General features: G+C 49.1%; 9 protein-coding genes. All 9 read right to left on the minus strand.

Annotated features, from left to right (window positions below; translation table 11 throughout):
• Window positions 1-4: 4 nt before the first annotated feature.
• The 9 genes from nikA to D328_RS0108700 all read right to left on the minus strand — a co-directional run bounded on the left by nikA (window position 5) and on the right by D328_RS0108700 (window position 12,118).
• The gene (gene nikA / locus D328_RS0108660; RefSeq protein ID WP_018884595.1) at window positions 5-1,624 is read right to left on the minus strand and encodes a nickel ABC transporter substrate-binding protein; all 1,620 of its coding nucleotides are present in this window, start codon (window positions 1,622-1,624) and stop codon (window positions 5-7) included.
• Window positions 1,625-1,749: 125 nt separating this feature from the next.
• Window positions 1,750-2,163, minus strand: coding sequence for a (2Fe-2S) ferredoxin domain-containing protein (locus D328_RS0108665; protein ID WP_018884596.1), 414 nt, complete (start codon window positions 2,161-2,163; stop codon window positions 1,750-1,752).
• Between the two features lie 94 nt (window positions 2,164-2,257).
• Window positions 2,258-3,478: a GTP-binding protein gene (locus tag D328_RS0108670; RefSeq protein WP_018884597.1), complete on the minus strand. Its 1,221-nt coding sequence runs from the start codon at window positions 3,476-3,478 to the stop codon at window positions 2,258-2,260.
• 420 nt (window positions 3,479-3,898) lie between these two features.
• On the minus strand, window positions 3,899-5,959 hold the full coding sequence (locus tag D328_RS0108675; RefSeq protein ID WP_018884598.1) for an iron ABC transporter permease: 2,061 nt from the start codon (window positions 5,957-5,959) through the stop codon (window positions 3,899-3,901).
• The gene (locus tag D328_RS0108680) at window positions 5,956-6,957 is read right to left on the minus strand and encodes an ABC transporter substrate-binding protein (protein WP_018884599.1); all 1,002 of its coding nucleotides are present in this window, start codon (window positions 6,955-6,957) and stop codon (window positions 5,956-5,958) included. Before D328_RS0108680 ends, D328_RS0108675 begins: the two co-directional genes overlap by 4 nt.
• Before the next feature lie 313 nt (window positions 6,958-7,270).
• A complete protein-coding gene (locus D328_RS0108685) occupies window positions 7,271-8,008 on the minus strand; it encodes an NADPH-dependent oxidoreductase (RefSeq protein WP_018884600.1) in 738 nt (245 codons plus the stop codon).
• A 303-nt stretch (window positions 8,009-8,311) separates the two neighbouring features.
• Window positions 8,312-9,145: a BglG family transcription antiterminator LicT gene (gene licT, locus D328_RS0108690; RefSeq protein ID WP_018884601.1), complete on the minus strand. Its 834-nt coding sequence runs from the start codon at window positions 9,143-9,145 to the stop codon at window positions 8,312-8,314.
• Window positions 9,117-10,574 (minus strand): glycoside hydrolase family 1 protein, encoded by a 1,458-nt coding sequence (locus tag D328_RS0108695; protein WP_018884602.1) that lies wholly within the window; start codon window positions 10,572-10,574, stop codon window positions 9,117-9,119. Before D328_RS0108695 ends, licT begins: the two co-directional genes overlap by 29 nt.
• A gap of 104 nt (window positions 10,575-10,678) precedes the next feature.
• The gene (locus D328_RS0108700) at window positions 10,679-12,118 is read right to left on the minus strand and encodes a glycoside hydrolase family 1 protein (protein ID WP_018884603.1); all 1,440 of its coding nucleotides are present in this window, start codon (window positions 12,116-12,118) and stop codon (window positions 10,679-10,681) included.

A 12,118-nucleotide genomic window follows, 5' to 3' on the forward strand; every position in this document is an offset into this window, starting at 1 on the left:
TTGGTTAGTTCACATCCAACTGATTCGTAATCATATAATATTCACTGCGACTGGTTACCCAGTTTTTCACTTTTTGTTCATTGTAGGCCACAATGGTTGCAGGGTGCAGCACAAAGGAATTGATGACATGCTCATGCACATAGCTGGCTGCCTGCTCGGCGAGCTTGGCTCGTTCTTGCGTGTCCACGGTCGTATTCAACTGATCAATGAACTCTGTCAACTCAGGCTCTTCTGCCCCACTGAAGTTCAGGGCTCCTGTTGGATGATAGGTAGCATTCAGATAATATCCTGCATCCCCGCGAGGAGCCGTCAGATTACTATAGGTTGCAAGATCCCAATCACGGTTGGAGGCCATATACTCCTCCGGTGTATCAATCTGTCTGATCTCCACCTCAATTCCGATTCGCTTGGCGTCAGATTGAAATACCTGAGCGATCAGTGGCAGATCTGCTCTAGAGCTATAGGTGAGCAACACGAGACGAAGCGGTACACCGTTCTTTTGCATGATACCGTTCTGCTGTGAGTAGCCAGCTTCTGCCAACTCCGCCACCGCTACCGACTGTCCTGTTGGATGGTTATCATACGTTGGTGCAAATGGAAGTGATGGCAGAAAAGGCCCTTGGGCTGCTTCTCCATACCCCAGCAGAATCGTATTCACAATCTCTTCCCGGTTAATCAGCGCATCCACAGCGCGTCGAACATGAATATCCTTCATCGCCTCACGCTCCATGTTCATTGTCATCTGGTGAACACGGAACGTGGCTGTTGATTCCACCTTCATTCCGGGCTTAGCGCGCAAGGACTCCAGACTCTCTACTTCTGGACGGTACACGATGTCCACCTGACCGGACTCCAGTGCCAGAGAACGCGCGTTGGCATCCTCATTGAATGCAAAAGTAACAGAATCCAGCTTGGCAGCCCCATCCCAGTAATCCTCATATCGCTCCAGTTCCAGCTTGCTACCTGGGGCGAAGGAGATTAACCGGAATGGTCCCGTGCCCACTGGCTTGTTCACAAAATCCTGCTCACTAACATCAATCACGGATACATTCGGATTGACAAGCTCCGATATAAATTCGGGGAACTGCTGAGTGGTTGTGATCTGTAGTGTACTTCCCTCAGCCTCGATCTTATCAATCTTGAGCGCATTTCTAATTGCAATGCTCTCCTTGACCGCTCGCTCAATTGAAGCCTTAACTGACTCTGCATCCATCTTCTTTCCATTGTGGAAGGTCACGTTCTCGCGCAGGTGAAGCGTCCAGTGCTTCCCGTCTTTACCCTCCCAGGACTCCGCTAGCCACGGTACCACCGTCAGTTGTTCTTCATCCAGCTTGACCAACGTCTCCGTAATACCTGCCCGAAGTGGGACATAACTGGAATCTACATGCGGGTCCAATGAACGTGTCGAGAAGTTATACAGGAAGCTAATATGCTTATTCTGGTCGCTAGCTGTCTCTACAGAGGACGTATTTGCACAAGCATTTAGAAATAGAAGTGCAAGTACGTTTGCCAGAACTATGGCACACTTGGCTCCACTTCTAAAGCCGAAGCGCCTCCTTCGATTATGTACTCTAATCTGTGATATCGTATGATCATTTGTCTTTACTCCGGCTTCGTGATTCATATTCCGCTCCTAAATTTCTAATAATAATATTTATCGTAAAAATTACTAATTAACAGTGTATTGAATTTTTGCTTTTCTGTAAAGATCAATTTTATAAAGAGGATGAAATTCAGGAACGACACATTTCATGAATCAGTGGTTTCCTGAGGCGTACCTTGGGCATTGTGCGGAGTAAGCGTTGATCGCACTTTGTTCACACCTTGGAGCCCGGCGCCTGTTGCAGCCAACCCTTCACTGTAGGTATAGACTGCATTACTACCGAGATAACTACCGGACAAGTGCTGCTGCACCAGCTCTTGTCCGATCTCTGGCGTAACCTCTCTGTACCAGATTCCCTCGGGGTAGGCAATCACTACACAGGCATCATTACAGCGTCCATTGCAGCGAGTACGAGTTGTATGCATCGTCTGCTCGGCCCCCTGTCTTACAATCTCCGCCCTAATCTCGTCTGTCACTTCATCAGCTCCGGCTCGCATGCAGCTTGCCCCGTTACAGATGAACAAATGACAGCGAGTCCCTTCAAGATTCCAGGTAGCCATTGGCGTCACTCCTTTTTTCCTTGTTGATGGAATGCCCTGACACATCCGAGTCTTCAGTTGCTCGCACCGCAATAGGGGCATGCCTCACTTCATGCTACTGCAGCTGTGGATCGCCAGAATCATCAGCATCACTGAACCAAGGCAACGGGTTCTCGAACCTGCTCCAGTCTCCTGCTAGCTCATCCTCTCGAACGAGGCATTGATCCAACTCTGCCTCCAGCTCGGCTTGCTCCATATCCATGCCAATCATGACCAGCTCCGTTAGCCGATCACCCCAATCGCTATCCCATCGAACTGCTACCTCTGGCTCGTATTGCAAAATCTCCTGTTGCTGAGCAGCTGGTAGAGCAGCAACCCAATATCCTGCAGGCCCAAACTGAATGGAAGGACCGGCCTGGCTGAGACTTGCAGCTACATCCTCCTTCGCAGCAACCCATACGAGTCCTTTGGCTCGCACCACTTCCTCAGGCCAATGATTCATGAAGTCTGCCAGCCTGGACGGGTGAAATGGTCTTCGACGCCGATACACAAAGGAGCGAATTCCGTATTCCTCTGTCTCCGGTGTATGCGACTCCTGCTCTAGCTCCTGAATCCAGCCCGCAGACATGCTGGCCTTCTCGAAGTCGAACAACCCCGTGTTCAGAACTTCAGAAGGGTTCACTTGCCCGTTCACAGTACGGATGATTTTGGCGCCTGGCTGCAATTTCCGGAGAATTCCCTCGAGTCTGTTGAGCTCGTTCTCCTCTACGAGATCACATTTATTCAATAACAACACATCACAGGTCTCAATTTGATCGATTAGCAGATCAACAACTTCGCGGGTATCCTCCAAGCCTGCGGCCTGGTCACGATCCAGCAAGCTCTGACCAGAAGCAAAATCATGCCAGAAGCGATAGGCGTCCACTACCGTTACCATGCAGTCCAATCTGGCCAGCCGCGTAAGATCAACACCGGTCTGCTCATCGGCATAGGTAAAGGTCTGAGCCACCGGAATGGGTTCGCTGATGCCTGTCGATTCAATCAGGATGTAATCAAAACGCCCTTCATTCGCCAATCGTTCAATCTCCTGCATTAGATCATCACGCAGCGTACAGCAGATGCATCCGTTGGACAGCTCTACCAGCTTCTCCTCTGTACGCGAGAGCGTTGCCTCTCCTTTGACCAGAGCAGCATCGACATTGATCTCGCTCATATCATTAACGATTACGGCTACCTTAAGGCCTTTGCGATTATTCAGCACATGGTTAAGTACGGTTGTCTTGCCTGAGCCCAGATAGCCACTTAGTACAGTTACAGGAATTCGTTGATTTGTCATCTGATTCTACTCCTTTTATTGGGGAATTATGTTAGCTACTTATGATTCGACTCGTACTCATTTTTGTTAATTAGTAATTATTACGATTAACAAACATTAATATATAGCCCTTCCAGCGCTGTGTCAAGCAGATTTCCAACGAAACAAATGATATTTCAAAAGATTATACGAGCGGACAAAGCTTATATTGAGGCATAACTTATGACACAACGAGGAGAATTTATTAGAAAAATGCATGACATAAATGACAAAAAAGCGGGAGGCACCATGCGCCTAACCCGCTTGTGAATGTGTTACTTTATCTACATCTTACTACTAAAATTCAACCTGATATGATCAACAGCTTCCAACGTGGCCTCTATCTATCTTTCTTTCTATCTTTTCTATCTATTTCTCTATCGTCGATACGTGTGATTAACTTCAGCCATTACCAGGCTTCCGCCAATTGCTGCGATACATCAGGTACAGGAAGTAAGGTGCACCAATCAGTGCAATCAGCAAGCCTGAGGGCACCTCTGTGGGAGCCATGACTGTTCGCCCGACTGTATCTGCCAATACAAGCAGTACAGCTCCCAGTAATGCCGACAACACGATGGAATGACGCACATGATGTCCGATCAATACGCGCACGATGTGTGGTGCAATCAGACCGATGAAGCCAATCGTTCCCACACAAGCCACAGCACCTCCAGCCAGTAATACTCCCGCCAGCATTGCCCATAGGCGGGTATGGCGAACAGAAAGTCCCAGTCCCGTCGACGTATGGTCATCAAAGACGAGCAGATCAAAGCGGCGGGCCAGCAACCATGCACCTGGAAGTAGTACCGCCAGGAAAATTCCAATCGTCCAGACCTGCTCCCAGCTCCGTGCATATGTGCTTCCCGTTAGCCAGACATACGCCGTACTGCCATACAGGGAGCCGCGAACGATCAAGGCTTGAATTCCCGCGCCGGCCATTGCCGAGACCGCGATCCCCAACAGGATGATAACCGACGGACTGAGTGCCTTATTCCATGACAGGAAGAAAATAATGAACGCTGCCGCACCTGCTCCAATGATGGCTGCAATCGGCAGGAGGACAATAGGAATCTGTGGAAACGCAATCAGCACTGCCAATGCTCCAAGACCCGCTCCCGACGATACCCCTAGCACAGATGCATCCGCCATCGGATTGCGGACGGCCATCTGAATCAGCACGCCACTGACAGCCAGTGCAGCTCCTGCTCCAGCAGCAACGAGCGTGCGTGGAATCCGTAGCTGAAGCATGGCAGAATGAAGTCCTTCTCCTTGCCCGATCAGTGTATAGAACCAATCGGTGAACGGAATCTTCGTTCCTCCGAACATCGTACTGAGCAGAAGCAGCAACAGGGTACCTGTTCCAAGCGCCCATGCGAGACCGACATAGCGAACACGTCTGGAGCGGCCTCCGACACTCATCGAGGTCTGATGATTCCCACCAGCAGCGAGCTTCATACGAGACAATACAAGCCAGATTAGCCAAGGGGCACCAATCAGTGCCATCATGGCACCTGTCGGCATCTCCATACTTCCATTGCGAATCATCCGTGCCAGGACGTCTGCTGCGGTCAGCAGCACCGCGCCCCATAAGAACGTACCTGGTATCAGCAGTCGGTGAGACCTGAGACCACTGAGCCTTACCAGATGGGGGGCCACCAGACCGACGAACCCTATCGGACCAATGACACTAACGATTATGGCAGCCAGTATTACGGAGAGCAGTAGACCGATCCCCCGTGTCAGATTCACACGCTGACCAAGCGAGGAGGAAGTCGCTTCATCCAAGTCGAGTACATCAAACTGTCTAGAAAGCAACCAGACAAGAACGGCTACTCCCACAACCCATGGCCATGCATACGCTACACCGCTCCAATCATTCTGGATCAACGTGCCTCCACCCCACAGGAACAATCCCTGCGTCTCAAATGCAAAGAAAATATGTAGCGCACTAGTGAACGAGCCCAGCACCATCGAGACGATCAGGCCGGACAGAGCAAGTCTTACTGGCGTTGCGGAGCGGCCTCCGCTCATGACATAAGCCATGCCGGCTGCCAAGAGTCCTCCCCCCGCAGCGAACAGGAATGGGGAATGCTGCAACAGGCTTGGGAACATCACCGTACCTAAAATAACACTAAAATACGCACCTGCATTGATCCCCAATGTATCCGAGGCTGCGAGTGGGTTCTTGGTTATCGTCTGCAGTAAAGCTCCAGCGACCCCAAGAGCTCCTCCTGCCAGTAAGCCAATGACGGTACGGGGCATGCGCAAATCCCAAATCATGTTATGCTCCAGTGACTGTTGACGGTGAGCTAAGGCATCCCATACTGTAGCTAAGGGAATAGCTGCCTCACCGTAACAGAGACTGATGAAAAAAATCAGCAAGAGGGCGAGAATCCCGCCCCCAAAAATACTTGTCATTCGCCAACCATGCTGTGATGAATGCTCTGCTGTACCGCCGGTCATTTGGTCAGCTCACCAACTACCTGATCTACCAGAACTTTGGATGAAATCGGCCCACCGAAGGTCCACGAGGTACCATCTAGCGCATAGAGGCGGTTTTCTTTTACAAAATTCAGTTCCTTCCAGACAGAGTTATCCTTCATCGCTTTCCCGAACACATCATCATCCTTCTGTGTTATATAGATGAAGTTACTGTCCTGTACTGCTGGCAATGCCTCAATACCCTTCGTATCAAAGCCGTACGCCTCATGCTTCTCGGCTTTCCAGTCGTTAATCATCCCGATCTTGGCCAGTGTACCAGCGACTACGGAATTATCCGCGAAGAGACGCAGTGTCGCTGCATTTTGCACGGTGAACGCCTGTGTTAATACATAATGAAGATCAGATTTTCCTGCATCAGCAAGCTTTTGCTTGGCTTCAATATAATGCTGATCCAGATCACTGATCACCTTCGCAGCCTCATCTGTCTTCCCTACAGCCTTGGCGATTTCATTGAAGACATCAACCATACGGTCATAACTGTATCCGTCACCCTCATAGAAATTGAATTCCATAGTCGGCGCGATTGCCTTCAATTGCTCGTAGATTGCAGCATTGTTGTCTGAGTTGGACAGAATCAAATCAGGCTTGAGCGCAGCAATGGCCTCCAGATTCGGCTCCCAGCGCATACCGACATCCGTTACACTACTATCCAGAGCCGCCTCTGGGGAAACCCACAGCTTGTAATTCTCATTGTCGGCACTACCAACAGGCTGCACACCCAATGCGACCAAGTCCTCTGTGAGCGTCCACTCCAGTGCAACCACGCGAACAGCAGGCTTATCTAGCGTAAGCTCACCGTATTTGTGCTTAACTGTGATAGGTCCTTCAGCAGCTGTCGTAGTATTAGACCCTTCATTATTGGTGGTATCGGTACTTCCATTCCCACCTGCTGCTCCACACCCTGCCAGCACCACGACCAGTGCGATTAATGTGATCCATGAACTCCAGATTTTCTTCATATTCTCCTAATCTCCTTGCTTCATATAGAATTTTCGCGCACAAATGATAATGATTATCACTGGATAATTATCAGTTACAATGAATCTCTTGTCAACTACTGAGAAGCTTAAATAGAACAAGAAAAAGCAGCCTACACAGTAATAACTACTGGAAGCTGCCCCTGACCATCGTGGATATTTCTTATATGAACGTACAAACGCTATATTGATTCTATGCAAGCCATCATTCAGGTTGGACACATTAGATTATAATTCGTACATATTTCAATCCGATGTACAAAGTCCAATTGGTATTCCACTCCGAATCCATTGGTTATCTATCTAGTCCAAAGCCCTGCTTCTTCACCATATGATGCACGTGTGGATAGTACAGGCGTGTATAGTAGGCAGAAATGGTATTAGACCAGTTGCGTCCCTTCTCTGCCCCGCGTTCTGTCAGATACTGACCATACTGTTCATTGAATTGATCAATCCATGGGGCGAGGTCATGATTATAAGTCTCTTCATGATAGAAAGTCTCCTTGGGGAGACGAGGCTTCAAGCCTGAGCTATCTGCTGGATGACCCACTACAAGTCCGCAGACAGGGACTACATATTGAGGCAGTCCGAGCAGCTCAATCAGTTCGATCGGATTACGCCGCGCTCCGCCAATCGGAACGATGCCAAGCCCCATCGACTCGGCAGCTGCGATCGCAAAGCCCAGAGCAATCCCTACATCGGTCGCGCCCACAATGGTCGATTCTACGCTGTCCGTAATGATAATCTCTTCTCCTACCATCTCCATGGCCACCCGCGCCTTGTTGAAGTCCATGCAGAACAGCAGAAATACAGGTGCGTCTGCAATCCATTTCTGATTACCTGCGAGCTCTGCAATCTTCGCCTTACGCTCAGCGTCTTGGACACCAATGACCGTGACCTGTTGACCATGAATAGATGTTGGGGCTGCCTGGGCAGCAGCAATAATGGCATCCAGCTGCTCCTGAGTGACAGGCTCATTCGTATACGAGCGAATGGAACGATGATCCTTCAGCGTATTAATGACTTCATTCATATGATTCTCTCCTTTTATCCATTACCTTTAACTAGCCCGTTGTACAATGCATCAAATGTGACAGGAATCCAGTCAGAAGTCACTGAATCTGCTACACCTGCAGCACCTACAGCAATTGCAATATATAACAGAATACCTTATATCCTCGTAAGTTAAAAGTTCTACATCTTCAGGACGCATGAAATCCACTGCCTCTCTTTATGAAAAAAAGACTGATTCCCGCAGGACCCGCCTTTCCTGGGGAACAGCCTTAGTTTCTTGTATTGCATCAGAGATTCTTGCGATGCCAAATCACATTCTAATTTAGCGATGGTTGACTACACGCTCAATGTGGATGGTCAAATACAGCATTTCTTCGTTGGTCAGCTCACGTTGGTACGTCTTGTGAATATACACCTTGATCCGTTCCACACAGGCGAATGCTTCCTTATATTGCTCCTTTACCATCCCAAACAGTGCATTGTCTGTGCTGGTGGCATCTGTTCCGTTGATCAGACGCTGGGCGAAAAATTTCAAATGTGTAATGAATCGAAAATATACGAGCGAATCTTCATCATATTCAAATGCAAAATGCTTGCGGACGATGCTGAGCACATCATGCATAACCTTGGTAATATCAACCATATTGCCCATGTTCTCGTTCAGCTCGGCATTTACCAGATGAAGAGCAATCTGGGCCGCTTCGTCCTCCGAGAGCACTACACCCAGATCCTGACGCAGTATTTGAAGAGCCTTTAGCCCAACCTCAAATTCTTCTTTATAGAAGCGTTTGACCTCCCATAACAGCGGATTCTTGAGGTCCATCCCCTTAAAAGCGCGCTTGATCGCAAAGCTGATATGATCCGTAAGGGTGACATAGATACTATCATGCAAAATTTTACCCAACTGGAGCTTGGCGTAATTAATAATTTTCTCCGACGCCTCCATGTGCTCCATTGGTATTTCGGCAAGCAAGGCCTGCAGCTTCTCTGACAGTCCCTTATTGTCCAGCGTGAACATCTTCTCAATCTTGTCATTATCGACATGATCACCGGCCTTCTTTTGGAAAGCAATCCCCTTTCCCATGATGACCGATTCCTTATGATGTTCATTCATGACGATGATTACATTATTGTTCAGTATTCGCTCTATTCTCATCTGAATCGTCCTTTGCCTGTAAGAGAATCTCTCCATTCGTAGCGATGACTTGCTGATACCAGTAGAAGCTCTTCTTCTTCATGCGGCGGAGCGTTCCACGTCCTTCATTGTCTTTATCTACATAGATGAAGCCATAGCGTTTATTCATTTCCCCTGTGCCAGCACTGACAATATCAATCGGCCCCCACCAGGTATACCCCATAATCTCACATCCATCTAGCATGGCCTGATGAAGCTCGATCAAATGTTCATTGAGATATTGGATACGACTGTCATCCACAATCGTTCCGTCCTCACGAAGCTCGTCCCGATCTCCAAATCCGTTCTCTACGATGAAGATTGGCTTCTCGTACCGATCATAGATCTCATTACATACATAACGTAGCCCTTTTGGATCAATGGGCCAGCCCCATGAGGTCTTTCGCAGATGCGGGTTATCCAGCCCCATAATACCACCAGTGTTCCCCAAAATCGGCATGCCTGCCTTATGCGTCGTACTGCGATAGTAGCTAAATCCAATATAATCAGCAGGATAGGCCTTGATCAATGCCAAGTCTGTTGGCTCCATGACCAGCTTGATATCATGCTCTCTGAAGATTCGCTCCGCATACTTGGGATACGCGCCGCGCAGCAGCACGTCCGAGTAGAATAACGAACGGCGCCGTAGCTCGTAGCTCTCAAATACGTCATCAGGATTACAGGAATTCGGATAGATAATGCTCAACGAGAGCATACAACCCATCTGTGCACCAGGAATGATGTCATGCAATAGCTTGGTAGCTGCCGCGCTAGCCACGAACAGGTGGTGACTGGCTTGGTATATGTCCTGCAGCTTGTGCTCCGGGTTGCGCAGCTCAATGCCGCCTGCGGCCAGGGGTATCGTATGCATATGGTTAATTTCATTGAAGCCCATCCAGTATTTTACCTTGTGCCCGTAACGTCTGAAGATGACCTCGCAGTAGCGAGTAAAAAAGGCAACAAGCTTCCGGTTCGTCCATCCTCCATATTCCCGCACCAGGTGGAGCGGCGTCTCAAAGTGGGAGATTGTAATGACTGGCTCGATCCCATAATGGAGCAGTTCATCAAATAATTGATCATAGAACTGCAAACCGGCTTCATTAGGCTCCTCCTCATCCCCCTTCGGGAAAATCCGGGACCAGGCTATCGAGGTGCGCAGACATTTGAAGCCCATTTCTGCAAAGAGTGCAATATCCTCCTTATAATGATGATAGAAGTCAATGGCCTCATGACTTGGATAGTACACACCTGAATCAATTTCCTCATCCAGCACGCCATTTACGATTCCATGTCGCAAGGCATCATTAATAGATGGGCCTCTGCCGCCTTCCTTCCAAGCTCCTTCTGCCTGGTTGGCGGCTATGGCGCCGCCCCATAGAAAATGCTTGGGAAATGCTGTATTTGAAATCATGTCTTCTCCCTCGTTTCTATAACTGTCGTGATTATAGTAGTCGTAATAATAGGGGCCGTGATGGTGGCCGTGATTCTATGAACACACTAGTCCGTGTACCTTCTCTACAATTCCTCACCATTGCTCTTAATGACATTTTTATACCAGTAATAGCTTTCTTTCTTGATACGGCGCAGCTCTTTAGCGTCCAATTCATCCCGGTCCACATACACAAAACCATAACGCTTCTGATATCCATTCAGCCAACTCAGCAGATCTGTGAAAGACCATGCGCAATAGCCTAGAACATCTACTCCATCCGAGATCGCATCCTGAATAGCAGCTAGATGGCTGCGAAGATAAGCGATACGATAGTCGTCACGGATGAGCTCTCCCTCCTCCAGCTTGTCGAACTCGCCTAGTCCGTTCTCGGTGATCAGTACTGGCAGCTGATAACGGTTCATGATGCGACGCATGCCAATGCGCATTCCTTGTGGATCAATGTCCCAGTCCCAATTGGTAGTCTCCACAAAGGGATTGGCCGCAGTCTTGTACAGTCCTGGAATACCGGAATGCTTGGTGGAGCCCTTCGCACCAGATGTATTCTTAAGCCCAAGCTCAAGCTCGTTATGCAATCCATAATGCTCTACCGTCGTTGTGCGGTAGTAGTTGACGCCCATGAAATCAGGCTTGGCGGATGCCAGCAGCTCAAAGTCCCCAGACTGGACTGTCGGTGTCAATCCATTCTCCTCCAGATATCTCCAGGCCGAAGTAGGATAACGTCCCCAGGCGTATATGTCCATCCAGAAGTAATTGTTCAAGTCCTCACTGTTCTCATAAGCCAATACATTCGCCGGATCAGAATTGATGGGATAATACGGCTTGTATGCAAAGCTTGGGCCGATCAACCCGTCAGGAACCCACGAACGGAAGGAGCGAATGACGGTGGCATTAGCCAGATTCGCAATATGGTTGACTTCATACATGCGCTTGCGATCACGTACGCCCGGTGGATGAAGTGCCGTCTCATAGCCGTAGCTTACAAAATAGTTCTGTTCATTCAAGGATACCCAGTACTTTACCCGGTCCCCGTAGCGGCGGAACAGCGTCACTGCATAGTGATCAAAATCCTCGATAATTCGGCGCGACTCCCATCCGCCGTACTCATCCATCAGAGCCTGCGGCAGATCCCAATGATACAGGGTCAAAATGGGTTCAATGCCGTGGGCAAGCAGTTCATTGATCAGGTCATCATAGAAGGCCAGCCCCTGCTCGTTCACTTCTCCCCGTCCAGTTGGATAAATACGGCTCCAGGCAACGGAGAATCGGTATGCCTTCAGGCCTTGCTCAGCCATCAGTGCAATGTCTTCCTTATAGCGATGGTAGTGATCGACGGCTATATCCCCATTCGACCCCTGGTATGTCGTTCCTTCCTGCTTGGTGAAAGTGTCCCATACGGAAGGTCCCTTTCCATCTATATCCCAAGCCCCTTCAATCTGGTAAGCGGCCGATGCCGCTCCCCACAGAAAACCGTCCGGAAACGGTGATTTTTGGCGATGCTCCAC

The sequence above is a fragment of the Paenibacillus massiliensis 2301065 = DSM 16942 genome, from assembly GCF_000377505.1.
Lineage (GTDB): Bacteria > Bacillota > Bacilli > Paenibacillales > Paenibacillaceae > Paenibacillus > Paenibacillus massiliensis.

Coding starts and splice junctions, on each gene's coding strand:
- D328_RS0108665 (WP_018884596.1), bottom strand. CDS start 2,163: ATGGCTACCTGGAATCTTGAAGGGACTCGCTGTCATTTGTTCATCTGT.
- D328_RS0108685 (WP_018884600.1), bottom strand. CDS start 8,008: ATGAATGAAGTCATTAATACGCTGAAGGATCATCGTTCCATTCGCTCG.
- D328_RS0108695 (WP_018884602.1), bottom strand. CDS start 10,574: ATGATTTCAAATACAGCATTTCCCAAGCATTTTCTATGGGGCGGCGCC.
- D328_RS0108675 (WP_018884598.1), bottom strand. CDS start 5,959: ATGACCGGCGGTACAGCAGAGCATTCATCACAGCATGGTTGGCGAATG.
- nikA (WP_018884595.1), bottom strand. CDS start 1,624: ATGAATCACGAAGCCGGAGTAAAGACAAATGATCATACGATATCACAG.
- D328_RS0108670 (WP_018884597.1), bottom strand. CDS start 3,478: ATGACAAATCAACGAATTCCTGTAACTGTACTAAGTGGCTATCTGGGC.
- licT (WP_018884601.1), bottom strand. CDS start 9,145: ATGAGAATAGAGCGAATACTGAACAATAATGTAATCATCGTCATGAAT.
- D328_RS0108680 (WP_018884599.1), bottom strand. CDS start 6,957: ATGAAGAAAATCTGGAGTTCATGGATCACATTAATCGCACTGGTCGTG.